Here is a 25,516-nt window from a genome sequence, read left to right as displayed (position 1 = left end):
AATAGTATCGAGAACTATTTATTAAGAAGCAACGTGTTTTCTATTCCTCTTAATAACAATAAACAACCCAAGCGATAAAAACCCGAAAATAGTAAAGCCAATAAATAAAGGTAAAGCAGTTTTGTCAACAAAACTACCTATATAATTAGCAATTGGAACAGCCATCATTGTGGCAACAAAACCTGTAATTGCAGCTCCAATTCCTGCAATATGTCCAATAGGTTCCATTGCTATTGCTCGAATATTCCCAAAAATAAATCCAATGGTAAAAAACTGGATAGCCATAAAAGCAAGTATTATTACTAAGGATGGATTTGCTGTATTCCAAAACAAAAACACATATAATAAAGCATTAACACTAAACACAAAAATGGCAATAAAAGACAGATTCCACATGCCTAAACGCATGACAAAACTACCATTTAAAAAGGTAGATAATCCAACACCAGCAGCTAATCCAGCAAATATATAAGGAAACTCATCAATCAAACCATATTGGTTTTCAAAAATAACTTGAGACGCACTTAAATACACAATAAATGCACCAGAGATAAACCCAGAAATAATGGTAAATCCTATGGTTTCTTTATATTTTATTAATTCTTTTAATCCGTCAATAAATACGTACTTGCTAAACTTAATTTTATGTTCTGGTTTTAGAGTTTCTGGTTGTCTTTTCCAAAACCAAAGACTGACTAAAAATGCCATTAATAATTGCACATAAAAGATCCCTTTCCAATCGTAATGATTTAAAATATATTTACCCATTACTGGAGCAATTACAGGAACTAGTATAAAAAAAGTGGTTATAAAAGACATGATTTTTGCCATATAATCGCCTTTATACATATCTCTAATTATAGCAATTGCAATAGTCCTTGGAGCTGCTAAACCAATACCTTGTAAGATACGTCCAAAAACCATCCATTCTAAAGATGGAGACAAAACACAAACAATGCTAGCAACAGCAAAAATGGAAAATCCAATATAAACCATAGGTTTTCTACCAAAACTATCAGATAATGGCCCAAATAATAACTGCCCAAAACCTAAGCCAAGAAAAATCATGGTAATAAGTAGTTGGTTATTATTAGTATCCAAACTATTTATAGATATACCAATAGCTGACATTGCAGGCAAAATGGCATCAATTGCTAAAGCTACAATAGACATTAATAAAGCCATTAAAGCTATAAATTCAAATTTTACCGTTTGGTTGTCTTGCATGCTGCAAAAGTAAGCCAATTATTGACTATTTTTATCGTAGAATTTTTAATTTAATATTAATTATTAACATGCTAACAACAACATTAATAACTCTTTTTAAAAGAGATTTAAACGCTTTAAAAAAAGAAATAAACGCCTAAAAAACCATAATAATTTATGGATTGTAAATCAAGATGTTAAAAATTCTGCTGGAAATTTATGTCTTCATTTAATAGGAAATCTTAATCATTTTATTGGTGCAACCATGGGTAATTCTGGATATGTAAGACAGAGAGATTTAGAGTTTTCGCTTAAAAATATTCCTGTAGAAGAATTAACCAAACAAATTGATACTACAATAGTGACTATTGAAACGACTTTAAAGTCATTAACTGAAGCAGATTTGCAAAAAGAATATAAGCGTCGTGTGTTTGAAGACACCATGACTACAGAATATTTTTTAGTACATTTAACCATGCATTTAGCGTACCATCTAGGTCAAATTAACTACCATAGACGATTACTTGATAACTAAAACAATGACTTTTGATCATTTTAAAATAGCATTACTACAACCAAACGATAGTGTAGCGTTTTTCAATTTAATTGAAAATAATCGCGAACGACTAGAAGATTTTTTTGCAGGAACAGTAACCAAAAATAAGACGCTAGAAGAATCTATTGTGTATTGCAAACAGATCCAGAAAAGGATAGAGGCAAAGACCTATTTTCCTTACATGATAACCGATTTAAACACTAATACAATTATTGGTTTAATTGATGTAAAGAATATAGACTGGAATGTCCCAAAAGCAGAATTAGGTGCTTTTATAGATGCTAATTTTGAAAGCAATGGTATTGTTACAAAAGCTGGTGAATTAGTGATTAATCATATCATTGAAATTTATGCGTTTAAAAAGCTATTATGCAGAGCAAATCACAGAAATAAAGGCAGCATAGCAGTTATCTTAAAACTTGGTTTTGAGTTAGAAGGTACCATTAGACGTGATTATAAGACCACTAAAGGTGAAATAGTGGACTTAAATTATTATGGTCGTATTTTTTAGTTAAAACAATCAGACTTTAATGTTTTCTGTTTAAATTTTATATTAACAAAAGATTTACTTTTTTAAAAAAGAGGTTGCCAATTACAAGCGTATCTTTGCAATTCAAAACTTAAACATGCGTCATTTACAAACTTCAGATAAAAAAAATAAAACCAAACCTAAAGTCACATTAAAACAAGCTTTTAAAACCATTATTTGGCCAAGACGAAAGCTAGTTTTGTTAGGCTTGATACTCATCATTATTCGCAGTTTAGCAGGTTTTGTTTTACCATTACAAAGTAAAGTGTTGTTAGACAAAGTTGTACCTGGAAAGGATTACAGTCAATTATACACATTAATTGCAATTGTTGTTACTGCTATTTTAGTACAAGCCATTACCTCTTTTTTATTAACTAAAGTATTAAGTATTCAAGCACAATATTTAATAAGCGAGTTACGAGCACAAGTACAAAAAAAGGTATTGTCTTTACCAATTAGTTTTTTTGATAATACAAAGTCTGGTGCTTTAGTTTCAAGGATTATGAGTGATGTAGATGGTGTTAAAAATTTAATAGGTACAGGTTTAGTCCAATTAGTAGGAGGCTCTTTTACAGCTATTTTAACCTTAATTATTTTATTAAGGATGAATGTATGGATGACCTTATCTACATTTATTCCTTTATCAATCTTCGGGATTATAGCCTTAAAATCTTTTAAACACATTCGTCCAATTTTTAGAGCAAGAGGAAAAATTAATGCACAAGTAAAAGGTCGTTTAACCGAAACTTTAGCAGGAGTACGTGTCATTAAAGCTTTTAATGCAGAAGACCAAGAGTCTAAAGTTTTTGAAAAAGGGGTTAACGATATTTTTATTAACGTAAAAAAGAGTTTGACTGCAACTGCAATTATGACGAGTTCTTCAACTTTTTTAATAGGATTAGCAACCGCAGGAATTATGGGAATTGGTGGTCATTATATGATGCAAGGTGAAATTACTCCTGGTGATTTTTTAAAGTTTACAATGCTATTAGCCTTTATGGTTGCTCCAATTGTACAAATGAGTAATATTGGTAGTCAATTAACCGAAGCTTTAGCTGGTTTAGATAGAACAGAAGAGCTTATGAATATGGCTGCAGAAGAAGATGACGTTAACCGAAACATTTTACTTGAAGAGTTTAAAGGTGAAATAGAATTTAAAGACGTTTCATTTGAATATGAAGCAGGAAAACCTGTGTTGCATAATATAGATTTTAAAGCAGCTTCAGGCTCTGTAATTGCTTTGGTTGGAAGTTCAGGTTCAGGAAAATCGACAATTGCAGGTTTATCAGCTACATTTTTAAACCCTAAATCTGGTCAGATTACTATTGATGGAAAAGACTTGTCTAAAGTAAAATTGAAAAGTTTTAGACAACATTTAGGCGTTGTGTTACAAGATGAATTTTTATTTGAAGGGACTATTCGCGAAAACATACTATTTCCAAGACCAGACGCAACAGAAGCCCAATTGAAAGCAGCAGTAAATGCAGCTTATGTAAACGAGTTTACAGATCGTTTTGAAGAAGGTTTAGAAACTTTAATAGGAGAAAGAGGAGTGAAGCTGTCTGGTGGACAAAGACAGCGTATTGCAATTGCAAGAGCCATTTTAGCAGATCCAAAAATTATTATCCTTGACGAAGCAACGTCTAATTTGGATACAGAAAGTGAAGCTTTAATCCAGAAATCTTTAGCAGAACTTACTAAAAACAGAACAACTATTGTAATAGCACACAGATTAAGTACCATTAGAAAAGCAGACCAAATTTTGGTTATAGAAAACGGTAAAATTGCCGAACGAGGGAATCATGATGAGTTAATTGCTTCTCAAGGACGATATTTTGATTTATATACCTATCAAGCTAAGATTTAATTAGCAATTTTGGTCATAAAAAAAGAGCTTCAATTGAAGCTCTTTTTTTTGTTGATTATATTTTATAACGGAATATTACCATGTTTTCTATTTGGTAAGACTTCTTCTTTGTCTTCTAACATAGTAAACGCTTTTATTAATTTACGTCTTGTGTTTTCTGGAAGAATCACTTCATCTATAAAACCACGTTCTGCAGCTTTATATGGATTTGCAAACAACTCAGCATATTCAGCTTCCTTTTCTAATAGTTTTTCTTCAGGATTATCAGCTGCTTTAATTTCTTTTCTAAAAATAATTTCACTTGCACCTTTTGCTCCCATTACTGCAATTTCTGCACTTGGCCAAGCGTAATTTAAGTCTGCTCCAATGTGTTTAGAATTCATTACATCATAGGCTCCACCATAGGCTTTACGAGTAATAACGGTTACTTTTGGTACAGTCGCTTCGCTTAATGCGTATAGTAATTTGGCTCCATGCACTATAATTCCGTTCCATTCTTGATCTGTTCCTGGTAAAAACCCTGGAACGTCCACTAATACTAATAACGGAATATTAAATGCATCACAAAAACGTGTGAAACGTGCTGCTTTACGAGAGCTATTAACATCTAAAACTCCTGCTAAAAATAAAGGCTGGTTGGCAACAACACCAATACTTTTACCTCCAATTCTTGCAAAACCTACAATGATATTTTCGGCAAAATCTTTATGGATTTCAAAAAAACTGTCATTATCAATAAGTCCTTTAATAACCGTATGCATATCATAAGGTTTATTGGCATTATCTGGAATTATGGACGCTAATTCATCTCTAACTTCTTCACCTAAAGTGTATGGTAAATCTTTAGGTTTTTCTAGATTACTTTGTGGTAAATAGCTTAATAAACGTTTGACATCTTCCAGGCATTCTACATCATTGGAAGAGGTAACATGTGCAACACCAGATTTTGTAGAGTGTGTACTTGCTCCACCTAATTCTTCACTAGTCACTTCTTCGTTTGTTACTGTTTTAACAACATTAGGTCCAGTAACAAACATGTAGCTAGTATCTTCAACCATCATGGTAAAATCGGTCATTGCAGGACTGTAAACAGCTCCACCAGCACATGGTCCCATAATAGCAGATAGCTGAGGGATAACTCCAGATGCTTTTACATTTCTGTGAAAAATATCTGCATAACCACCTAAAGAACGTACACCTTCTTGGATACGTGCTCCTCCAGAATCGTTTAAACCAATTAAAGGTGCACCAATTTTAAGTGCTAAATCCATGATTTTACAAATCTTTTCGGCATGTGTTTCTGATAAAGCACCACCAAAAACGGTAAAGTCTTGTGCAAATACATAGACTAACCGACCATCAATAGTACCATAACCAGTAATAACACCATCACCATAAAATAATTGATCTTGCATTCCAAAATCTACAGTTCTGTGTACAACTAATGCACCAATTTCTTCAAATGACCCTTCGTCCATTAAGTAATTAACACGCTCTCTTGCTGTTAGTTTTTTCTTAGCGTGTTGTTTATCTATTCTAGCTTGTCCACCACCTAATTTGGCTTGCGCTAGTTTTTCGTTTAAAGTTTTTATTTTGGATTCCATTTAGCTAAATGTCTTTCGTTGATTTGATTGTTGTTGATTTGTTTTACTTAAAACTGAACATTAAATACTAATTTGGTAGTCTAAGTAGTTTTTGATCTTCCAAATACTGTTTTACAGCCATTAAAGCAGCTATTTTAGCTTCATGATCTGCCTCTTGTTTTAATGCTTCTGGTGAATAATATTTTTTAACAAAATGTGTATCAAAATTACCAGATTTAAAAGCCTCATGATTACAGACAAATGTCCCAAAAGGTAACGTTGTCTGAATCCCTTTAACTTGATAATCTGCAATAGCTTTAATCATTAATTGTATGGCTTCATCACGTGTTTTACCATAAGTAATTAATTTAGCTAACATAGGATCGTAATAGATTGGAATGTCCATACCTTGTTCAAAACCATTATCCACTCTAATACCTTTTCCTTCAGGTAATTTGTATACGTCTAAATGTCCTACGCTTGGTAAAAAATCGTTTAAAGGATCTTCTGCATAGACACGTAATTCTAACGCATGACCATTAATTTTTAAATCAGATTGTTTAATAGGTAAAACCTCACCTCGTGCGACTTGTATTTGTAATTCTACTAAGTCAACACCAGCAATAATTTCTGACACTGGATGTTCTACTTGCAATCTTGTATTCATTTCTAAGAAATAGAAATTTTTGTTTTCGTCTAACAAAAACTCAACTGTTCCAGCACCTAAATAATTACAAGCTTTTGCAACTTTAATGGCTGCTTGTCCCATTTCTTCCCTTAATTCAGGAGTTAAAACTACACTAGGTGCTTCTTCAACTACTTTTTGATGACGACGTTGTATACTACATTCGCGTTCAAAAAGATGAATAACATTACCATGTGCATCTGCCATGACTTGAATTTCGATATGACGAGGAGAACCAATATATTTTTCTATAAAAACAGAACCATCACCAAATGCATTAACTGCTTCACTAATAGCACGATCCATTTGAGACTCAAATTCGGATTCTTTTTCAACAATACGCATTCCTTTTCCACCACCTCCAGCAGACGCTTTTATTAAAATAGGAAATCCAATTTCTTTGGCTATTTTTTTAGCTTCAGGAATATCTGTAATAGCTTGATCTGTTCCAGGTACCATTGGGATGTTATACTCTTTAACAGCGTCTTTAGCAGCTAATTTACTTCCCATAATCCTAATAGCATGCGATTTTGGACCAATAAAAGTGATATTGTTTTTTTCGCATAACTCTGCAAAATCAGCATTTTCACTTAAAAAACCATATCCAGGATGAATCCCATCAACATTTAAAGATTTTGCTACTTCAATAATTTTATCGCCTAATAAATAAGATTGATTAGAAGGAGCTTCACCAATTAAAACAGCTTCATCAGCAAACTTTACATGTGGTGCATGTCTGTCTGCAGTAGAGTAGACTGCTACGGTTTTTATTCCCATTTTCTGGGCAGTACTCATAACTCTTATTGCTATTTCGCCACGATTGGCGACTAATATTTTTTTCATGTGTTGTTCTATAATGTTTAATTATTGTCACATGTAACACCTAAATGCCTTTTTATTTTTGGTACAAAAGCAAATAAATTGGTGTTTCATCTTACTCAAATTCTATTAACAATTCACCTTTATCTACAGTGTTTCCTTTTATTCCAGAAACAGACTTTATTGTGCCTTCTCTAGGAGATAAAATACTATTCTCCATTTTCATAGCTTCAAGAATTAATAATGGTGTGTCTTCTTGCACTTCATCTCCTACTTTTACCATGATATCTAGTATTAATCCTGGCATTGGAGCTTTGATGTAATCTACTTTTTTTGCAGCACCAACTTCAAATCCCATAGATTTTATTAAAGCATCTAAATCGTCTTCAATTTTTATAGAATAGTTGTTGTTATTAACTTTTACGTTGTACGTTTTTTTATTAAAATGACGTTCAGTAATTTCAATATTATAAGGTTTATTGTTGTCTAAAAGATGAAATGAATTCTGTTTAGTTTCGATAGTATCAAGGTTTTTAACCATATCTGAATCTATTTCAAATGTATTAGAATTGTTAACTTTTACATTAAATTTTTGGCTCATTTGTTTATTAACTTTTGAGCTATAAAGATACACAACTATAACGTTGTAGAAAAGATTTTATTTAGTTTTAAAAACGGATCGCTCTTGATGGAATTTTATGGCTTTTTTTGATAAGAAAAGCCCTATTCCAAGCGAAATAAATGCACCAATCCAAATACCAGGAATAAACTCTATAAATAAGAAAAAATCATAAGCACCATGAAAGAGAATAGCAAAAAACAAGCCTAGTAAATTAAGATATAGTTTATTAGGTGCAAACTTTGCTTTACCCATAAAATAACCCATTAATATTCCAAAGGTTGCATGAGCAGGAATGGCTGTAAAAGCTCTAACTACACCTGTTGCAGCTCCACTTTGTGTAACGTACATAATGTTTTCTGTTGCTGCAAAGCCCATTGATACCATTACTGCATAGACAATACCATCAAAGGGTTCGTTAAATTCTTTATGTTGCTGAGCAAACAATAAAACAATTAAATATTTACTTAATTCTTCTGAGAAACCAACTACAAAAAAGGCTTGTTTAAATTGTTCCCAAACGCTTAATTTATCCTGAAGTGGTATATATAAATCAAAAAAAGAATATAGTATGGTAGTAATAATTATACTAACAATTGCACCAAGTAAAAACGAAATTAATAATAACCGTTTAGGCTCTTTTTCGTATTTATCTTTATAGTAAATGTAAATGATAATTATAGCTACAGGAGCTAATGCTAGTGCAATTAGATTCATAAAACGAAATTAATAATAAAAAATCAATACTCTAGTCATCTAATATTATACTTTTGTCCGTATATACCTACGAACAGTTGCTTAATTAAAATATGAAACAACCAATACTATTTATTTTTGCATTATTGATAACTCATTTTGTGTTTTCTCAAGACTTATCGCAAGGTTATATTGCTAATGATTTAGTACAACATCCAATGCAAGCCTTATCAAAGCCTGCTTATTTAGGAACAGTTACAAATCCTTCGTTTCCAAATACAACTATTACTAGAATATCTAATGCTACAGCAGGAAATTTTATTGTGCCAATGTATAATACTATTCAAGCTTGGAATGCAGATGAAAGTTTAATGATTGTGTATGGAGGAGGAAATCATCAATTATTAAATGGTCAAGATTATACATTTATTAGAAACCTTACAGATATTAATCCAGATGATTTAGAAGCTGTGTTTTGGTCGTTTACAGATCCAGATGTGTTGTTTTATATGGATAATAATAATGATAACTTATACAGTTATAATGTACAAACACAAGTTAATACAGCAATAGTTAACCTTAGAACTGTTAGTGGTTGTGCTTCAGGTAACGGAATGTCTGGAGGAAATGATATACAAATGATGTCTTGGGATAGTGATGTGTTTTCTTTTAGATGCGGAAATACAAGTGCCTTTTATTACCGAATTTCTACAGCAACATTAACGCAGTTTAATATAGCTAATCTTAATTATACAGCTCCAATGCCTTTTCCTAGCGGAAATTTATTTTTCCATAATGGTAATGTTTATGATACAAATGGTGATTTTGTTAGAGCTTTAAATGTTAATGGAACAGAGCATGCTTGCTTAGGAAAATTAAGTAATGGAGACGATGCTTATTTTGCCATTAGTTTTGAACAAGGTCCAAGTGGAGGATGTCAAGGGACTTTAGTAGCGCATAATGCAACTACAGGAAACTGTTTTTCTGTAACACCAGTAAGTGATTATGCTTATCCAAAATCCGGAACGCACATGTCAGCTTTAGCGCATAATAATACAGAAGGTGGTTGGGTTGCAGTGTCTAGTTTAGGCTTTCAGCAAGATGGTGTTCAGATTTTAGATCAAGAGTTATTTATTGCTAAAGTTAATGAGTTTGATGCAGATGTCTATCGTGTTGCTCATCATAGAAGTGATGAAGACGATATTGATTATTGGGGAGAACCACATGTAACAATAAGTCCAAGTGGAACACGATTATTATTTGGTAGTGATTGGAGTGGAGCAGAAGATGGAGTATCTGTGGATAGTTATATTGCTAATTTGCATATCAACTCGCTATCAACGATTTCGTTTAAAAACACTGCTTTAAGTGTTTACCCAAATCCTGTTGTAAATAAGTTATTTTTAAACACAACAAAATTGTTAGATTTTGTTATGTATGACATGTTGGGTAAGCAAATAAATCAAGGTCAGATAAGCCAAAATAATCCTATAGATTTTTCAGGGTGTAAGCAAGGTGTTTATTTTGTTAAAATATCTGATAATCAGATTTTTAAAATAATAAAATAAAAGTTATACTTTATGTTGTATTGCTGAAATTATTTTTAAATAATAGTTATAATTACTAGCTACAAAATGATTGTTGTTATCACTATTATCTAAAAGGGTTTTAAAGTCAAAAATTGACACTAGTTTTAAAGCTTCAACTTCTTCTTTTTGAGGTGTTAATTTTATTATTGGGACCTTTAGTTTAGCTATAAAAGTATGATGGAATTCGTTATCAATAATTCCATTTGGATACTTTTGAAAACATTCAAAAACACCAATTTTTTCTAAATCAGATTCTTGGATAGTTAATCCAATTTCTTCATTAATTTCTCTAACAGCTCCAGAAGTTAATGTTTCGCCAGCATCAATATGTCCTGCAACACTAACATCCCAAAGTAGTGGACAAATTGCTTTTGTAGCAGCACGTTGTTGTAATAATATATTTCCATTAGAATTATAAAACCAGATATGTACAGTATTGTGGTAATGTCCTTTTTTGTGTATTTCTGATTTTAATGCAGATTGTCCAGTTGGAAGTCCTTTATTAGTAACAATGTCAATTAACTCATCCATTTTATGTGTTTTGAATTAATTTTGATAAACAATTTGTTAATGTTTTAAAATCCGTTGCAGTATTAAATACATGACAAGATAATCTTATAAAATTGCCTCTAAACGAAACATAAACATGCTGCTTAGCTAGTGCTTCTTTAATTGTTTTGGTATTTACGCCTTCTGGTAATTTAATTCCGAAAAGATGATGTGTTCTATGATTTGGATGTTCGATTTGAAACCCTAAAGCTTCCAAGTCTTTTACTGCTTCCGTAGTAATAGTTTTACAATAATCTTGAATGGCTTTTGGAGTCCATTTTAACACTTGTTTTAACCCTTCTATTTGCATCTTTACATGAATAAAACTAGAGCTTTCACCAGCATTATATCTGTTAGCTAAAGGTTTATAATTATCTTGATAAGCTGTTAATCCAGACATGTTTTCAGAATTATAACGGTTTTTCCAGTTTTCTTCAATTGGGTTTCCGTTATCAAAATAGTCTCCAAAATAGGCATAAGCACATCCATAAGGACCAAATAACCATTTATAACCAGCACAAATTACTGCATCTGGTTTAATTTCTTTAACAGAAAAAGGTAAAGCACCAATAGACTGACTTCCGTCAATAATTAATAAAGCATCATGCTGTTTTGTTTTTTGTCTAATGGCTTTTAGGTTAAATAATGTACCATTTGACCAATGGATATTTCCCATTGCTATTAGGGCAGTATTGTTATTTATAGCTTCAATAATAGCTGCATTTAATTGCTCGCTTTTATTTTTAGATGAAGTAGGAGCTTTTACAATTTTTAAAGTTGCATTATATTTATCAGCTAATTTTTTCCAAGAATAGTAATTACTCGGAAACTGCTCTTCAATAACCAAAATTTCATCAGTTGACTTTAATGTAATATTATTTGCAACAGTAGCAATTCCGTAGGAAACAGAAGGTATTAATGCGATACGATTGTAATCGTCAACTTCAATAAGTTTTGCAAATAAGGATTTAAGCTCTTTTACAGGCTCAAAATAATCTGAAGTCGTTATTAAATATGGACGTTTTTTTTGCATTAATCCTTCTAAACCTGCGTTATGCATAGTTTTAAAAGAAGGTGATTGAGCAGCTATATTTAAATAGGTAATGTCATAAGGAATGTCAAATAAGTGTTTTTGATGTTGTAACTCCATATTTATTTAATTAAAAAAAGCCTCTAAAAAAGAGGCTTAATTAGTATTTGTTTTATGCCAAATGTTGCTTAGCAATTATTCAAAATAACTAAACGTTTCTCCATCTTTAATATTAAGTAACGTTTCGTAAATCATTTTAATTACATTTTCTACATCGTCTCTATGAACCATCTCTACAGTAGTATGCATGTAACGTAATGGTAAAGAGATTAATGCAGAAGCAACACCACCATTACTATATGCAAAAGCATCAGTATCTGTTCCTGTAGCTCTGGATAGTGCAGAACGTTGAAACGGTATCTTTTTAGCTTCAGCAGTATCTGTAATTAAATCGCGCAGTTTTTGTTGCACAGCAGGAGCGTAGGCAACAACAGGTCCTTTTCCAATTTCTAAATGACCAGCTTTTTTCTGTTCGATCATTGGTGTTGTTGTATCATGCGTAACGTCTGTTACTATAGCTACGTTTGGTTGGATGGTATGAGTAATCATTTCTGCACCACGTAAACCAATTTCTTCTTGTACAGAATTGGTAATATATAAACCAAACGGTAGCTTTTTCTTGTTTTCTTTAAGTAATCGTGCAACTTCTGCAATCATAAATCCACCCATTCTGTTATCTAAAGCACGACATACAAATTTGTCACCATTTAGGATATGGAATTCATCTGGATACGTAATTACACAACCAACGTGTACACCTAAAGCTTCTACTTCTTCTTTAGTAGCACAACCTGTATCTATAAAAATATTATCTGGTTTAGGCGCTTTTTCATTTGCTCTATTTCTAGTATGTATTGCTGGCCAACCAAAAACACCTTTTACAATACCTTTTTTAGTATGGATGTTTACAACTTTACTTGGTGCAATTTGGTGGTCGCTTCCTCCATTTCTGATCACATAAATCAATCCATTATCGCTAATGTAATTGACGTACCAAGAGATTTCGTCTGCATGACCTTCAATAACCACTTTATACTTTGCTTTTGGATTAATAACACCAACAGCAGTACCATATGTGTCTGTAATAAACTCGTCTACATAAGGTTTTAAGTAGTCCATCCATATTTTTTGCCCTTCCCATTCATAACCTGTTGGAGCTGCATTATTTAAATATTTTTCTAAAAAGTCCATTGACTTTTTATTAAGTATGCTTTTTTTAGCCATTTGAATTAAATTTTTTACTAAAATAAGAATATTCACACTTATTTAATAGTTAGCAAGACGTTAATTATTAATTTTGCGTTATAAATTCTGCTTTGGAATAGTTTTGGCAGAGATATAACTATGAAGTATATTATTTTTCTTTTTTTATGTTTTCCACTAGTGCTTTTTGCTCAGGAAGAAAACGAAGTGGTTCAAGACTCGACAAAAATCGAGTATATTATTATTGAAGGCGACTCCATACCACATACGTCTATTTATTTAGATGAAATTATGCTGCTTGATAAACTTAAATTTAAAAATAAAGAAGACCGAAGACGTTATTTAATTTTAAGACGAAAAACCATTAAGGTGTATCCTTATGCAAAACTAGCAGCAGACCGTTTAAATGCTTTAAACACAAAATTAAAGACATTAAAAAAGAAGCGACACAAAAAAAAATATGCTAAAAAAGTACAAAAATATATAGAAGAACAGTTTTCTGAAGAATTAAAAAAACTAACAAAGACTGAAGGTCAAATACTAGTAAAACTAATCCACAGACAAACCGGAAAAACTGCGTTTAACTTAATAAAAGAATTACGTAATGGTTGGCGAGCCTTTTGGTACAATAGTACAGCAAGCTTGTTTAATATCTCTTTAAAACGTCAGTATGACCCAAAAAACGTAGAAGAAGATTACTTAATTGAAGACATTTTAATTAGAGCTTGGCAAAACGGACAATTAAAATTAGTCAAGTCTCCTTTAGATTTTGAATATTTAAAGTTGACCAATAAATGGGCAGCTTCAAAAAAATAATAACTTATAATGCGTAAACAAACCCCTTTTGAAGAAAAACTAAATGCTTTAACACATGGTTTAGGTGCTTTGTTTGGGATTGTGGCTTTGGTATTATTAATTGTTTTTGAAGCAAAAAAAACAGAGTATAGCTTATTTAGTGTTATTGTTTATGGACTATCCATAATTATCTTATTTACTGCCTCGACGCTATATCATATTATTACTGACGAAAAAAAGAAACACTATTTTAGAATAGTAGATCATGTTAGTATTTACCTGCTTATTGCAGGAACATACACACCAGTTTTATTAATTACATTAGAGCAAAGCTTAGGTTGGACACTATTTTATGTGGTTTGGGCAATTGCTGCTTTTGGTGTGGTTTTAAAACTGTTTTTTACAGGACGTTTAAATATCTTTTCTACACTATTATATTTGGTAATGGGTTGGCTAATAGTATTTGATTTTACTACTTTATCAAACCTTATGGAACCAAACGGAATCCTATTACTTATGGCTGGAGGATTATCCTATACTGTTGGTATTGTGTTTTATGCTATTGAGAAAATACCATATAACCACGTCATTTGGCATTTGTTTGTACTAGCTGGTGCGATTTGCCACTTTTTTATGATTTTGTTTTTTGTGGTTTAAGTACTAAAATTTGCTAATACAAATCCGAAAATATTTTTGTAAGTAGGCTAGAATTAGTAATGAATTTTATATAGTGTTGGCAATAGTTATTATTCGTTAAATTCAATTTCATAATCAACTTTTTTCCAGTCTATTTCTTTATAAATACTCAATAGATAGTTAAGTATCTCTCTATTAAAATATCTAACTATTGAACCTCGACTTTTTCTTTCTTTATTATTGTACCTAAATATAAATTTAAAAGATGGTGCATCTATAAGGAAAGGTAATTTTTCTGGAAATCTGTCAAGCTCACTTCTGTTTAGAATTTCGATAAGCGATTCAAGTTGCTTTGATGTCAGCTTGCCTATATAATTACCAGTAAATGGTTCTGTGTATTTTTCTCCTTTAAGTTTTGCGTTACCTAAAGAATCTATTTCAATTTTCATTTTCGGACAACTGCCATAACAAGTTGTGCCTCTAAAGAAAACAGATTGAAAATTAATATTATTCTTTTTGAGTGATGATTTTCGACTGTAATTGTAATGTTTTTCAGGACTGGATAAATTTCTTCCAATAACTTTGTTTAGATTGAGTTGTAAAGAATCTTTATTGACTAGTTTATAATCAAAATAGTATAATGTAGAATCAGCAACAAAATAAATACTATCTCTAGTTCCGCTCGAAACTTCGTAAATATTTTTAAAAATCAGTTGATTGTTTTTTATTTGGTATCGAAATTTGTCCTTAAAAGTTCGAAATTCTACAGAAACTAAAGTGTCATTTACAGATAAGTATTCCAAATTTTCGCCAATCCAAATTCCGTTCAGAGAATCTTGTCCAAATATTGAATTTAGAAATAGAAAAATGAATATTGTTACGAGGTGTTTTATCATATTACATACAACGGTCTTGTGTATGGTTAGTTGCGTGTTTCAGCAACTAATTTAGTAAACAAAAACGAACGCGAGAAAATTCCGAAGGAATTTTCCAAATAAGCACTTGCCAAAGCAATTAATTATACACGGTGTTGTAACCAGTTTTTTAATTCGTTTTCTCGTTCAGTTACAGATTCCAAAATATCTTCGCTAAATTTCTTTTCAGGATTTTTCTGAAAATTCCTAAACCACTTTAAAAGTTCATTTGCTTTTTCTTTTTTGTCATACATTTTGCAAATATCAAATAAAGTTGGTGTCAGATAATAATATGAATTCAGACTCATAATGTAATCGACAATTCCAATTTCAGATTCAGAGTGTTTAAAGAATTCCATTCCGCAATTCAGTAAGTTGTTTTTTAATATTTCTACAACTTTATTATTGTCATAATTCACTAAATCATACCAACTGTTTTCATAAAGTTCGTGATTCCAACATTCCAAATATTCTGCTTGTCTATTATGGATTAATGGGTTTTCAGAGATTTTAGTTCCATTTTTGGCGTAATACTTTTTTAGTGCATTTGAGTAAATTCCAAAGTGAGGTTTAAATTGACAAACAACATTTCCGCTATTCCATTTAGTTTTTTGGAAGTAAATGGTATGCTGAAAATCTCCAATATCACGTTTAAAAGTCAATTCAGACTTGAGTAGTTTAAATCCTAAAGGTTCTAATTCGGGAAGGATGAATTCAGTCAATATTTTCCTAATTCGGTCATTTGGCTTTAAATCCGAGTACAGAAATTTGATTGTATTTTTCTTCTTAAATATTCCGAACATTCTTGTTTTTCAAATTGGTTACAACTAGTTATATAGCAACTAAAGTAGTTGTTATCCTACTATTAAGTCAGGATATAGCAACCTTTGGTTACTATTTGTAATAACAAACTTACAATATAAAACAGAATAAAAAAATACGTAGAAGTACGTATTTTTAAACAGCTTTACTAGGCTTACAGGTTAAAAACCAAATAGATAAAAAGTAGAAAACAATTAGAATCGAAGTTGAAATAACAAAATAAGGATAATTAAAAATTTAAAGATGTAATTAATGCAACTTCTATTGCAGCAATTAAAAAGGCTGCAATATTTAATTTAATTTGTTCCTCTTTTTTAATTTTATAAGTAGCGCTACTATTTTCGTAACTATTTAGTATTGCTACAAAAAATAGAGAAACAATAATTACTCCTAATGACAATATTTTACCTTGTGCTTTATAGGCTACAAATAAAAAATATATAAAATATATTATCCATAAATAATAAAAGGAAAGTATAAAAAGCCAACCAACCTTTTTATTTATAAAAACACCTATTAAAGGTATCAGCATAATTGCAGACCATCTAACAATTTGTGTTGTAAAAATGAGAGAAACAAGATTTGAGAAATTTTGCATTACATCAAATTCTTTAAAATATAAGACTATATCATAGTAGTCATCACGCATTACAAAAAAAGCAACAATAATAATCGGTAGTTTTATTAATGCAAATAGCCTTATTTTGTTAGGTTGCTCCATTATAATATTTATTAACCCTCAATAACCTCTTTATATTCCTCAAAAAAGGCTTCAAAAAGACTCATATGTGTATTAAAAAACACCATAACTTCTTGCCAAGAGTTTTTGTTGTGGATGGATACTTTTTGTGGTAAAAGCACGTAAATCCTAGATATTTCTTTTCCGTTATCAAGGATATATTCTTCTTCGTAAATAGCTTCTGGAAGATAGTCGTCTAAAAGGATAGATTTTAAAGCAGTCAGTTTTTCCCAGTATTTAATACGGTATTCTAAATCGTCCTCAACATCCAAAGTCACCATAGCTTTTTTGTTGTCAAAGTAAAATTTAAAACTAAAGCCTTTTAGTTTGGTATTATATAAGACCCATTTTCTTGGAAAAGATTTTCCAAAACTGGTCCAAAATAGCTGTTTTATTTGTCTGGATTCTTCTTTGCTAAACATTAAAACTATATCAAATATGCAACCACAATACCAAGTACAATAGTGCTTAGCTTTGCTAAATTAAACTTATGACCTTCGCTGCTTTCAAATAAAATTGTGGTACTAATATGTAAAAATATACCAATAACTAAAGCAGAGATTTGGTAATAATAGGTTTCAAAAAACTGAAATTGTGTGGATAATAACACACCTAAAGGTGTCATTAAAGCAAATAGCAATAAAAATAAAATGCTTTTTTGTCTACTTAAATTAGAAGCCAAGAAAAACGTAGACAAAATAATGGCAACAGGTAATTTATGGATAATTATCCCATAAATTAAATGATCGTGTGCCTCAATTGGTATACCTTCTAAAACACTATGGATACTTAAACTAATAAATAATAACCAAGGAAATTCCGCACTGCTTTTATCCAGATGCACATGACCATGTTCTGCACCTTTAGAGAAAAACTCCAGTATAATTTGTAATAAAATACCAATCATTATAAACAAACCAATAGACTTGTCATGGCTGTGATATACTTCTGGTAAAAAGTGAAAAACCGTTATGGACAATAAAAAAGCACCACTAAAAGCCAGTAGTAATTTTAAGTTGCGATTATGTTTAGGCTTAAAAATTAAGACAATTAAAAACCCTAAAACAACTGCTATGATAGGTAATAAAAAGTTTTGCATCTGTAATAAATTACTTAAAAATCATAATTAAACGTTCAGACGTTTTTTTATGAAACGTACTAAGTTTGTAATCTCCAAAAACATCTAATAAATAGACTCCAGCTTGCGCAAACAACGCCTCAAAATCTGTTAAACTAAAGGCTTTAACACGCTCTTGATAGTTGTAGTTTTCGTCTTCAAAAGTAAAACTAATATCTTTAATAATATAACCGTTGTCTACACGTCTTTTTTGTAAAAAATCTATACCATCAACCGTTTTTACATTTTCAGGGACTAGATTTTCAATAATAAACTCGGTATTCATAAAATCAATAACACCAAAACCAGAATCGTTTAAATTAGATTTAATTGCGTTGATGGTTGCTAAGTTATCTGCTTCGTTATCAAAGTACCCAAAACTAGTAAATAAATTAAATACAGCATCAAAGGTTTCGCCAAAAGGTTTACACATATTATGCACTTTAAAATGCAAGGTCTCATTTTCAAATTGCTTAGCATGATTAATGCTGTTTTCAGACAAATCTGCACCAACAACATTATAACCAATCTGGTTTAAATAGATGGCATGACGACCTTTACCACAAGCCAAATCTAATATTTTTCCTTGCTCTGGTATGTTTAAATATTCCGTCAAATTATACATAAAACGTTCAGCCTCAGTATGGTCTCTGTCTTTGTAAAGTATGTGGTAAAATGGGCTATCAAACCATGACGCGTACCATTTTTTTGTGTCTTTAGTCATATTATTTTTTTGGGGTTTAAACTTCCGCTTAAGCTCCAGTTTAACAGGCTCTCGCAACTCGCTCTCTTCGAGGAGCTCAAACAAATTGCTCCATCCTTAACCCAATTATCGATAATGGTTATATTTCCGACAAAAATAGAGTATTTTTGCAAGGTATTAGACGAAAAGAATGGAAGAAAATTTCAATATGGTTGCCAAAACCTTATTTGGTTTTGAAGAATTGCTAGCAAAAGAGTTAAAACAATTAGGTGCAATGTATGTAAAAGCAGGTGTGCGTAACGTTTCTTTTTCTGGAGATAAAGGGTTTATGTACAAAGCCAATATGGGCTTACGTACTGCAACTAAAATTTTAAAACCTATCCATAGCTTTAGAATAAAAACCGAACAAGATTTATACGATCAAGTGTATAAAATGGATTGGACAAAGTACTTAAAAGAAACTGGAAGCCTAGCAATAGATGCAACAGTTAACTCAACAGTATTTACACATTCTTTATACATCGCACAAAAAACAAAAGATGCAATAGTCGATAAATTTAGAAATGAAACTGGAGAGCGTCCTAATGTGGATTTAAAGTTTCCAGATGTTAAAATTAATGTACATATAGACAGAGAACGTTGTAATATTTCTTTAGATTCTTCTGGAGATTCTTTACACAAACGTGGTTATAAATTAGCAACCAATATTGCACCAATTAACGAAGTTTTAGCAGCAGGAATAATTATGTTATCTGGTTGGGATGGTCAGTCTGACCTAATAGATCCAATGTGTGGTAGTGGTACTATTTTGGCTGAAGCAGCAATGATAGCGTGTAACATTCCGCCAAATTTAATGCGTAAAGAATTTGCTTTTGAGCGTTGGAACGATTGGGACGTGGAGTTATTTGAAAAAATTGAAGCCTCTTTATTAAGTAAAACACGAGATTTTCATCATAAAATAATAGGATACGATAAGTCGCCAAGTGCTGTAACAAAAGCTAAAGAAAACATTGCAAATGCACATTTAGACGATTTTATAAACATCCAACACGAAGACTTTTTTAAAACCCAAAGAGGAGGAGAGGCTAAATTGCATATGGTATTTAATCCACCTTATGGAGAGCGTTTGGATATTGAAATGGAAAGTTTTTATAAAAATATTGGAGATACCTTAAAGCAAAATTATCCAAATACAGATGCTTGGTTTATTACCTCAAACCTGGAAGCTTTAAAGCATGTTGGTTTAAGACCTTCTAGAAAAATTCATTTAAAAAACGCAAAATTAGAATCGCGTTTAGTCAAGTACGAAATCTATGCTGGAAGTAAAAAAGGAAAGTATATGAATAATGACTAATGGAAAATAGCTTAGCAACAAATATTAAATCGCTTTTTAGATTAGCACTTGTTGTTAGTATTCCGTTTTTTATATTGGTTATTTTAGGATTGTTTAAAATACCAAATACACTTAATTATTTTAAAGAGGTTATTGGTTTTGGCTTTTTAACCTTACTCTTTTTTAGTGTTACAGTATTGTTTTCTAAAACTAAAAACAGGCAGTTTTTATGCCTTATATCTGTTATTGTATTATCTGTTTTATTATTTATAAAACTTAGTTTTTACCATAACTACAATGTCAAATTAAGTGCATCAGCATTATTTGTAATATTTGAAACTGACACAACAGAAAGCGCAGATTTTTTAGCCAATTATTTTGATAGTTTTGTAACAATTTCTGGAATTTTAATAGTTATTATAATACCATTATTGGTGATTTATATTTTAAAACACATTAAGATTTCTGGCCAATTTAAGTTATTAAAGCTGATTGCATTAGTCTTTTTTATTGTTTCTAGTTTTCTTATTTATAAACGATTTAATTCTGAAAATTTAATAATCACTAGTTATCAAAGTTATTCAGAGTATAGCTCATTAATTAAAGATTTAAAGACAGATTTAGCAAAGCCTTTATCATCTTTTGTAACTGTTGAAAAATCTGATGATACACCAGAAACACATATTGTAATTATTGGAGAGTCAACCTCAAATTGGCACATGCAATTATATGGTTATGATAGACCTACAAATCCAAAACTAACAGAAATTAAAGATCAATTAATTATTTTTGATAGTGTAATTTCTCCTCATGTACACACTATAATATCGTTAGATAAAATATTAACGTTATCAGACTTTAATTCGCCTAACAAAAAAAACAATACATCAATAGTTCAGTTAGCAAATGCAGCTGGTTATGATACCTATTGGATATCTAATCAACGTCCAGTTGGTTTACACGAAAGAATATCTTCAATAATAGCAAATGCAGCTAAAGAAAAATATTTTGTAGCAACAGAAAACTCCGATGAAGTAATATATGACGAATCTTTGTTACCAGTTTTAGACACTGTTCTTAAAAAGGCTCCAAAAAAGAAAATTATTTTCATGCATTTAATTGGTACGCATGGTCGTTTTGTTAAACGCTATCCAGAAAAATTTAATTATTTTAAAACAGATAAACCTAACGCAAAGTTTAAACATGAAAAAGCATTACAATTAATTAACGAATATGATAATGCTGTAAGGTATAACGATTCTGTAGTTAGAGAAGTTATAGATCGTGTTAAATCACAACAAACCAATAGTTTTGTGTTATATTTTTCTGATCATGGAGATGAGTTGTATGATACGATGGATTTAGTAGGACATAATGAGTATTGGGCAACACGACCAATGTATGAAATACCTTTTATAGCTTGGTTTTCTGGTGCTTATAAACAAAGCAATACGTATTTTAAAACTTTTTCGTCTTATAAAAACAGAGCCTATAATTTAGAGGATTTTATATACAGTTTTTCTGACTTAGCAAATATTAGATTTAAAGAGTTGGATAGCACTAAAAGTATTTTTAGTAATACATTTATTAGAAAACAAAGATTGATTAAAGAAGGAGAAGATTATGATAAAAGAGTTAAACTATTAGATAAATAATCATGCTTTCTAAAAAAGATACATTAATATTAAAAGGGTTAAGTATTCTGGCAATTGTTTTGCATAATTTTATGCACAGAGTAAAACCAGTTTTTGGAGAGAATGAGTTTTATTTTGATACTAATACGTTTACAAATTATTGTTCAAGTTTTGTAACTAATCCTCAACACTTTTTGCAATACATCTTTTCTTATTTTGGACACTATGGTGTGCAGTTCTTTATTTTTTTAAGCGGTTATGGATTGATGTTATCCTATAGTGATAAAGTAATATCTTTTTTTAGCTTTATTAAAAAACGACTAATTAAAATTTATCCAGTATTTATAATTGCTGTGTTAATGGTTGTTGTTTTTAAATACATTGTTTTAAGGATTCCTTTTAATAGCGAAGCAATTAATAATATATTAATTACACTAGGTTTAATATCTAATTGGATACCAGAAAAATGGTATGTGTTAAGTGGTCCATTTTGGTTTTATTCTATGATAGTACAGTTGTATATATTATTTTATTTAATAGTACAATGGACTAAAAACAATACCAAACGTCTTTGGTTAATTTTAATTTTAAGTTATGTAGTTATTTTTATTTCAGGCGCATATTTTGAAAGTATAAAAATAAGTCTGTATCTTAATTTTATGGGTAATTTACCTGTATTTGTTCTAGGAATGATTTTTGCAAAAAGGAAATTTAACTTTGCAAAAACACCAGTTTTAGTATGGTTGTTATTTGTGTTAGTTTTTATAATAGGACAATTAAACAACTATTTTTGGTATGTTTCTCAAGCATCAATTGTAATGATTATTATACCATTATATGTTTGGTCAAAACGTTACGTTAATAATCTAAAATTAAAGAACTTTTTATTATTTACTGGACAATTATCCATGTACTTATTTGCTGTAAATGGATTGTTAAGAGCACCATGGTTTCATTTACTAGCTAAGTCAGAGTCTCAATGGTATCCTTATCTATTAGTAGTTGCACACTTAATTTTGGTTTATATAGTAGCTTTAATGGTAAGAGTGGTTGAACAGTTTATAATGTCTCGCTTATTGCCAAAAAGAAATTAAGTTATTCGTTAATTTTTTCCTCTTCCTTTTTAGTGTTTTTTTTAGCTTTCTTAAAAATTGGGATTAAATAAGATACATTATAGCCATAGCCAACACCAATACGACCAGAATCAAAGGTTTTATAAAAGCCAGGAACATAAAGATTTTCAAAATTTAATGGTTGATCTTGAGTAATCATACCTTTTAATTGTGCGTTTACGCCAATGTATAAGTTTTTAAGGACTTCTGCCTTAATACCAATTATTACTTCAAACCAAATAGCAGATAAACCGCTAAATTTTTCACTCTCAACACTAGAAAACTGTGGTTGCCAATATTGATTTGTATTATAAACTGTATAATTGTTTCTTGTTTGACTAAATGTACTTGCTCCAATTCTAAAACCAGAATAAATCATGTTATCTAAACCATACCAATTGTCATACATGTTATAATCTACTCCTGCTTTAAAATAGCTACCATTAGCTGTAACACTAATAAAATCGCTACTAGACGTTTTTTCTTCTGTTCCAATTTCTCCAGCTATAAACCAATTTTTAGTTAATCTATAATCTGCATTAATCTCAAAACCAGAATAGTCTTCATCAAAAACGGTTCTTATTAATTTGCTTGCATCAGTACCTAAACGTAATCCATAACGTAATTTAATAGTGTCATTTTTAACTTGGTTGTCTGTGTCTTGTGCTTGTAATGAAACACCACAACACAAAAACAAACTAATGATAAAAGAAATAGTGTGTAGTTGTTTCATCTTCAATTGTTAAATTATCATTTAATGCTTCAGTAAAAAGTATCCATTCTCCATCTGTTCCTTCGTCTACACTAACCACAACGTTATTAAATATGGTTTTGTATCCACAAGCTCTTGAGACATATACGTCTTCACGCGTGTAGTTAATAGTAATTATATCTATATTTCCAGATTCATAATTACCATCGTCATCTAAAACGGTATCACTAATTAAAGTATAAGTTGTACTGTCTTGATCTGTACGTAGTGGTAAAACCAACTCGTTAGTGTTTACAATATCATAACCAGTTAAAACATCATCATTATCTTGTCCAATAACATATAATCCAGTGACATTTTTTTCGCTTTCTTGTACAGCATTATTATAAAAACCAATCACTAAACTTTGAGTAGTAGGAGTTGATTCTGGACATAAATCGTCACGCTCGCAAGTTAAAACACTTGCTATGGTTAATAGTAGTACTAAAAATTTTATATTTTTCATGGTTTGAAATAAACTATTTCTTTTCTAAAAGTACAATATTTTCTACATGATGTGTTTGTGGAAACATATCTACTGCTTGTACTTTAGTAATATTATATTGTTCTTTCATTAACGCTAAATCACGTGCTTGTGTTGCGCTATTGCAACTTACATAAACTACTTTTTCTGGCGCAATGTTTAATATTTGTTTAACAACGTCTTTATGCATTCCATCTCTTGGTGGATCTGTAATAATTACGTCTGGTTGACCATGTGTATTAATAAACTCTTGATTAAAAACATTTTTCATGTCTCCTACAAAAAACTCGCAGTTTGTAATATTATTGCGTTCTGCGTTTTCTTTTGCAGCACTAATAGCATCTGGAACAGCCTCTACACCAACTACCTTTTTAGCTTTTTTAGACACAAACTGAGCAATTGTACCAGTTCCTGTATATAAATCGTAAACAAGCTCGTCACCACTTAAATTAGCAAATTCACGTGTAAGTTTATATAATTCAAAAGCTTGGTCAGAGTTGGTTTGATAAAATGATTTGGCGTTTATTTTAAATTGTAAACCTTCCATTTCTTCAAAAATATGGTCTTGACCTTTATAACAAACCACTTCTTGATCATAAATGGTATCGTTAGCTTTTTCGTTTATAATGTATTGTAAAGAGGTGATTTCTGGAAAAGTTTCGCCTAAATAATTTAATAATAATTCGCGTTGCTCTTTATTCTCTTTAAAAAACTGAACAACAACCATGATATCTCCTGTAGAAGAAGTCCTAATCATCATGGTACGTAATAAACCAGTTTGGTTTCTAGTATTAAAAAACTCTAGGTTGTTTTTAACAGCAAAGTCTTTAACCGCATTTCTAATAGCATTAGATGGATCTGCTTGTAAGTGACATTTTTTTATATCTAAAATTTTGTCCCACATTCCAGGAATATGAAAACCTAAAGCGTTTTTATCTCCTAAATCTTTATCAGATTGGATTTCTTCTAATGTTAGCCAACGTGCGTCACTAAAAGAAAATTCCATTTTGTTTCTATAAAAATACTGCTCTGCAGAACCTAAAATAGGTGTCACTTCTGGCAACTCTAAATGACCAATTCTAGTTAGGTTATTAGTAACTTCTTTTTGCTTGTAAAATAATTGGTGCTCATAGCCCATGTTTTGCCATTTACATCCACCACAAGTACCAAAATGCTCGCAAGCAGGTTCTGTACGTTTGTCACTTAATTTATGAAAAACAGTAGCTTTACCTTCAAAATAGGCTTTACGCTTTTTAAAAGTTTGCACATCTACCACATCTCCAGGAACTGCATTTGGTAAAAATATAACACGTCCATCAGGAGCTTTACCAACAGATTTTCCTTTTGCAGCTGTATCAAAAACTTCTACTTCAGTAAAAATTTGCTTTCTTTTATTTTTTCTTGCCATAAGTGCAAAAATAATAATAGCAGTAAATATATTCTAGCTTATTTCAATTATCTTTAATAAGATTTCACTTTCGTGGA

General features: G+C 30.7%; 26 protein-coding genes. 9 read left to right on the top strand and 17 right to left on the bottom strand.

Annotated elements, in window-relative coordinates; all coding sequences use genetic code 11:
* Nucleotides 1–21: 21 nt before the first annotated feature.
* The gene (locus SJY17_RS12860; protein WP_397362964.1) at nucleotides 22–1,227 is read right to left on the bottom strand and encodes a multidrug effflux MFS transporter; all 1,206 of its coding nucleotides are present in this window, start codon (nucleotides 1,225–1,227) and stop codon (nucleotides 22–24) included.
* 160 nt (nucleotides 1,228–1,387) lie between these two features.
* Between SJY17_RS12860 and SJY17_RS12855 the strand changes: the two genes are divergently transcribed.
* The 3 genes from SJY17_RS12855 to SJY17_RS12845 all read left to right on the top strand — a co-directional run bounded on the left by SJY17_RS12855 (nucleotide 1,388) and on the right by SJY17_RS12845 (nucleotide 4,158).
* Complete coding sequence (locus SJY17_RS12855) at nucleotides 1,388–1,741, top strand: DinB family protein (protein ID WP_397364882.1); 354 nt, start codon at nucleotides 1,388–1,390, stop codon at nucleotides 1,739–1,741.
* Nucleotides 1,742–1,745: 4 nt separating this feature from the next.
* Nucleotides 1,746–2,273 (top strand): GNAT family N-acetyltransferase, encoded by a 528-nt coding sequence (locus tag SJY17_RS12850; protein ID WP_397362963.1) that lies wholly within the window; start codon nucleotides 1,746–1,748, stop codon nucleotides 2,271–2,273.
* A 115-nt stretch (nucleotides 2,274–2,388) separates the two neighbouring features.
* A complete protein-coding gene (locus tag SJY17_RS12845) occupies nucleotides 2,389–4,158 on the top strand; it encodes an ABC transporter ATP-binding protein (RefSeq protein ID WP_397362962.1) in 1,770 nt (589 codons plus the stop codon).
* A gap of 62 nt (nucleotides 4,159–4,220) precedes the next feature.
* Here SJY17_RS12845 and SJY17_RS12840 read toward each other — a convergent pair whose 3' ends face one another.
* From SJY17_RS12840 to SJY17_RS12825, 4 genes are all read right to left on the bottom strand, one after another.
* Nucleotides 4,221–5,762 carry an acyl-CoA carboxylase subunit beta gene (locus tag SJY17_RS12840; RefSeq protein ID WP_397362961.1) on the bottom strand — a complete coding sequence of 514 codons (1,542 nt, stop codon included), beginning with the start codon at nucleotides 5,760–5,762 and terminating at the stop codon, nucleotides 4,221–4,223.
* Between the two features lie 67 nt (nucleotides 5,763–5,829).
* Complete coding sequence (gene accC / locus SJY17_RS12835) at nucleotides 5,830–7,269, bottom strand: acetyl-CoA carboxylase biotin carboxylase subunit (protein WP_397362960.1); 1,440 nt, start codon at nucleotides 7,267–7,269, stop codon at nucleotides 5,830–5,832.
* Between the two features lie 91 nt (nucleotides 7,270–7,360).
* Nucleotides 7,361–7,846, bottom strand: coding sequence for an acetyl-CoA carboxylase biotin carboxyl carrier protein subunit (locus SJY17_RS12830; RefSeq protein ID WP_397362959.1), 486 nt, complete (start codon nucleotides 7,844–7,846; stop codon nucleotides 7,361–7,363).
* Nucleotides 7,847–7,903: 57 nt separating this feature from the next.
* Nucleotides 7,904–8,581 carry a PrsW family intramembrane metalloprotease gene (locus SJY17_RS12825; RefSeq protein ID WP_397362958.1) on the bottom strand — a complete coding sequence of 226 codons (678 nt, stop codon included), beginning with the start codon at nucleotides 8,579–8,581 and terminating at the stop codon, nucleotides 7,904–7,906.
* Between the two features lie 92 nt (nucleotides 8,582–8,673).
* On the opposite strand from SJY17_RS12825, the gene SJY17_RS12820 reads away from it, so the two are divergent.
* Nucleotides 8,674–10,128, top strand: coding sequence for a T9SS type A sorting domain-containing protein (locus SJY17_RS12820; protein ID WP_397362957.1), 1,455 nt, complete (start codon nucleotides 8,674–8,676; stop codon nucleotides 10,126–10,128).
* Between the two features lie 3 nt (nucleotides 10,129–10,131).
* Here the strand turns inward: SJY17_RS12820 and SJY17_RS12815 are convergent, their stop codons facing one another.
* The 3 genes from SJY17_RS12815 to SJY17_RS12805 form a co-directional block, all read right to left on the bottom strand.
* The gene (locus tag SJY17_RS12815) at nucleotides 10,132–10,680 is read right to left on the bottom strand and encodes an NUDIX domain-containing protein (RefSeq protein WP_397362956.1); all 549 of its coding nucleotides are present in this window, start codon (nucleotides 10,678–10,680) and stop codon (nucleotides 10,132–10,134) included.
* Between the two features lies 1 nt (nucleotide 10,681).
* Nucleotides 10,682–11,848, bottom strand: a complete 1,167-nt coding sequence (locus SJY17_RS12810; RefSeq protein WP_397362955.1) for an aminotransferase class V-fold PLP-dependent enzyme — start codon at nucleotides 11,846–11,848, stop codon at nucleotides 10,682–10,684.
* Between the two features lie 75 nt (nucleotides 11,849–11,923).
* On the bottom strand, nucleotides 11,924–13,012 hold the full coding sequence (locus tag SJY17_RS12805; protein ID WP_397362954.1) for a M42 family metallopeptidase: 1,089 nt from the start codon (nucleotides 13,010–13,012) through the stop codon (nucleotides 11,924–11,926).
* 120 nt (nucleotides 13,013–13,132) lie between these two features.
* Here SJY17_RS12805 and SJY17_RS12800 point away from each other — a divergent pair, with 120 nt between their 5' ends.
* A complete protein-coding gene (locus tag SJY17_RS12800) occupies nucleotides 13,133–13,807 on the top strand; it encodes a DUF4294 domain-containing protein (RefSeq protein ID WP_397362953.1) in 675 nt (224 codons plus the stop codon).
* 9 nt (nucleotides 13,808–13,816) lie between these two features.
* Nucleotides 13,817–14,443 (top strand): hemolysin III family protein, encoded by a 627-nt coding sequence (locus SJY17_RS12795; RefSeq protein ID WP_397362952.1) that lies wholly within the window; start codon nucleotides 13,817–13,819, stop codon nucleotides 14,441–14,443.
* Nucleotides 14,444–14,532: 89 nt separating this feature from the next.
* On the opposite strand, the gene SJY17_RS12790 is transcribed toward SJY17_RS12795, so the two are convergent.
* From SJY17_RS12790 to SJY17_RS12765, 6 genes are all read right to left on the bottom strand, one after another.
* Entirely contained in the window at nucleotides 14,533–15,225 is a 693-nt protein-coding gene (locus tag SJY17_RS12790; protein ID WP_397362951.1) for a DUF6438 domain-containing protein, read from the bottom strand.
* Nucleotides 15,226–15,440: 215 nt separating this feature from the next.
* Nucleotides 15,441–16,058 (bottom strand): DUF4304 domain-containing protein, encoded by a 618-nt coding sequence (locus SJY17_RS12785; RefSeq protein ID WP_397362950.1) that lies wholly within the window; start codon nucleotides 16,056–16,058, stop codon nucleotides 15,441–15,443.
* Nucleotides 16,059–16,387: 329 nt separating this feature from the next.
* A complete protein-coding gene (locus tag SJY17_RS12780) occupies nucleotides 16,388–16,879 on the bottom strand; it encodes a hypothetical protein (protein ID WP_397362949.1) in 492 nt (163 codons plus the stop codon).
* Nucleotides 16,880–16,890: 11 nt separating this feature from the next.
* A complete protein-coding gene (locus SJY17_RS12775; protein WP_397362948.1) occupies nucleotides 16,891–17,319 on the bottom strand; it encodes a DUF4268 domain-containing protein in 429 nt (142 codons plus the stop codon).
* Between the two features lie 5 nt (nucleotides 17,320–17,324).
* Nucleotides 17,325–17,996: a ZIP family metal transporter gene (locus tag SJY17_RS12770; RefSeq protein WP_397362947.1), complete on the bottom strand. Its 672-nt coding sequence runs from the start codon at nucleotides 17,994–17,996 to the stop codon at nucleotides 17,325–17,327.
* A 10-nt stretch (nucleotides 17,997–18,006) separates the two neighbouring features.
* Entirely contained in the window at nucleotides 18,007–18,738 is a 732-nt protein-coding gene (locus SJY17_RS12765) for a class I SAM-dependent methyltransferase (RefSeq protein ID WP_397362946.1), read from the bottom strand.
* 169 nt (nucleotides 18,739–18,907) lie between these two features.
* On the opposite strand from SJY17_RS12765, the gene SJY17_RS12760 reads away from it, so the two are divergent.
* The 3 genes from SJY17_RS12760 to SJY17_RS12750 are packed head-to-tail and all read left to right on the top strand — an operon-like array spanning nucleotide 18,908 to nucleotide 22,778.
* Nucleotides 18,908–20,071, top strand: a complete 1,164-nt coding sequence (locus SJY17_RS12760) for a class I SAM-dependent RNA methyltransferase (RefSeq protein ID WP_397362945.1) — start codon at nucleotides 18,908–18,910, stop codon at nucleotides 20,069–20,071.
* Complete coding sequence (locus SJY17_RS12755; protein ID WP_397362944.1) at nucleotides 20,071–21,705, top strand: phosphoethanolamine transferase; 1,635 nt, start codon at nucleotides 20,071–20,073, stop codon at nucleotides 21,703–21,705. The genes SJY17_RS12760 and SJY17_RS12755 overlap by 1 nt, the downstream gene beginning before the upstream one ends.
* A gap of 2 nt (nucleotides 21,706–21,707) precedes the next feature.
* Complete coding sequence (locus SJY17_RS12750; protein WP_397362943.1) at nucleotides 21,708–22,778, top strand: acyltransferase; 1,071 nt, start codon at nucleotides 21,708–21,710, stop codon at nucleotides 22,776–22,778.
* A 1-nt stretch (nucleotide 22,779) separates the two neighbouring features.
* On the opposite strand, the gene SJY17_RS12745 is transcribed toward SJY17_RS12750, so the two are convergent.
* The 3 genes from SJY17_RS12745 to rlmD are packed head-to-tail and all read right to left on the bottom strand — an operon-like array spanning nucleotide 22,780 to nucleotide 25,439.
* Nucleotides 22,780–23,529: a DUF6048 family protein gene (locus tag SJY17_RS12745; RefSeq protein WP_397362942.1), complete on the bottom strand. Its 750-nt coding sequence runs from the start codon at nucleotides 23,527–23,529 to the stop codon at nucleotides 22,780–22,782.
* Nucleotides 23,495–24,013 (bottom strand): DUF6452 family protein, encoded by a 519-nt coding sequence (locus SJY17_RS12740; RefSeq protein ID WP_397362941.1) that lies wholly within the window; start codon nucleotides 24,011–24,013, stop codon nucleotides 23,495–23,497. Before SJY17_RS12740 ends, SJY17_RS12745 begins: the two co-directional genes overlap by 35 nt.
* Nucleotides 24,014–24,026: 13 nt before the next feature.
* Nucleotides 24,027–25,439: a 23S rRNA (uracil(1939)-C(5))-methyltransferase RlmD gene (gene rlmD, locus SJY17_RS12735; RefSeq protein WP_397362940.1), complete on the bottom strand. Its 1,413-nt coding sequence runs from the start codon at nucleotides 25,437–25,439 to the stop codon at nucleotides 24,027–24,029.
* Nucleotides 25,440–25,516: the final 77 nt, after the last annotated feature.

Source organism: Olleya sp. R77988 (genome assembly GCF_044594215.1).
In the GTDB taxonomy this organism is placed as follows: domain Bacteria; phylum Bacteroidota; class Bacteroidia; order Flavobacteriales; family Flavobacteriaceae; genus Olleya.
The sequence above is the reverse complement of the archived record's forward strand: the minus strand, read 5'-3'. Positions and strand labels throughout refer to the sequence as shown.

Coding starts and splice junctions, on each gene's coding strand:
- SJY17_RS12860 (WP_397362964.1), bottom strand. CDS start 1,227: ATGCAAGACAACCAAACGGTAAAATTTGAATTTATAGCTTTAATGGCT.
- SJY17_RS12850 (WP_397362963.1), top strand. CDS start 1,746: ATGACTTTTGATCATTTTAAAATAGCATTACTACAACCAAACGATAGT.
- SJY17_RS12845 (WP_397362962.1), top strand. CDS start 2,389: ATGCGTCATTTACAAACTTCAGATAAAAAAAATAAAACCAAACCTAAA.
- SJY17_RS12840 (WP_397362961.1), bottom strand. CDS start 5,762: ATGGAATCCAAAATAAAAACTTTAAACGAAAAACTAGCGCAAGCCAAA.
- accC (WP_397362960.1), bottom strand. CDS start 7,269: ATGAAAAAAATATTAGTCGCCAATCGTGGCGAAATAGCAATAAGAGTT.
- SJY17_RS12830 (WP_397362959.1), bottom strand. CDS start 7,846: ATGAGCCAAAAATTTAATGTAAAAGTTAACAATTCTAATACATTTGAA.
- SJY17_RS12825 (WP_397362958.1), bottom strand. CDS start 8,581: ATGAATCTAATTGCACTAGCATTAGCTCCTGTAGCTATAATTATCATT.
- SJY17_RS12820 (WP_397362957.1), top strand. CDS start 8,674: ATGAAACAACCAATACTATTTATTTTTGCATTATTGATAACTCATTTT.
- SJY17_RS12815 (WP_397362956.1), bottom strand. CDS start 10,680: ATGGATGAGTTAATTGACATTGTTACTAATAAAGGACTTCCAACTGGA.
- SJY17_RS12810 (WP_397362955.1), bottom strand. CDS start 11,848: ATGGAGTTACAACATCAAAAACACTTATTTGACATTCCTTATGACATT.
- SJY17_RS12805 (WP_397362954.1), bottom strand. CDS start 13,012: ATGGCTAAAAAAAGCATACTTAATAAAAAGTCAATGGACTTTTTAGAA.
- SJY17_RS12800 (WP_397362953.1), top strand. CDS start 13,133: ATGAAGTATATTATTTTTCTTTTTTTATGTTTTCCACTAGTGCTTTTT.
- SJY17_RS12795 (WP_397362952.1), top strand. CDS start 13,817: ATGCGTAAACAAACCCCTTTTGAAGAAAAACTAAATGCTTTAACACAT.
- SJY17_RS12780 (WP_397362949.1), bottom strand. CDS start 16,879: ATGGAGCAACCTAACAAAATAAGGCTATTTGCATTAATAAAACTACCG.
- SJY17_RS12775 (WP_397362948.1), bottom strand. CDS start 17,319: ATGTTTAGCAAAGAAGAATCCAGACAAATAAAACAGCTATTTTGGACC.
- SJY17_RS12770 (WP_397362947.1), bottom strand. CDS start 17,996: ATGCAAAACTTTTTATTACCTATCATAGCAGTTGTTTTAGGGTTTTTA.
- SJY17_RS12765 (WP_397362946.1), bottom strand. CDS start 18,738: ATGACTAAAGACACAAAAAAATGGTACGCGTCATGGTTTGATAGCCCA.
- SJY17_RS12760 (WP_397362945.1), top strand. CDS start 18,908: ATGGAAGAAAATTTCAATATGGTTGCCAAAACCTTATTTGGTTTTGAA.
- SJY17_RS12755 (WP_397362944.1), top strand. CDS start 20,071: ATGGAAAATAGCTTAGCAACAAATATTAAATCGCTTTTTAGATTAGCA.
- SJY17_RS12750 (WP_397362943.1), top strand. CDS start 21,708: ATGCTTTCTAAAAAAGATACATTAATATTAAAAGGGTTAAGTATTCTG.
- SJY17_RS12745 (WP_397362942.1), bottom strand. CDS start 23,529: ATGAAACAACTACACACTATTTCTTTTATCATTAGTTTGTTTTTGTGT.
- SJY17_RS12740 (WP_397362941.1), bottom strand. CDS start 24,013: ATGAAAAATATAAAATTTTTAGTACTACTATTAACCATAGCAAGTGTT.
- rlmD (WP_397362940.1), bottom strand. CDS start 25,439: ATGGCAAGAAAAAATAAAAGAAAGCAAATTTTTACTGAAGTAGAAGTT.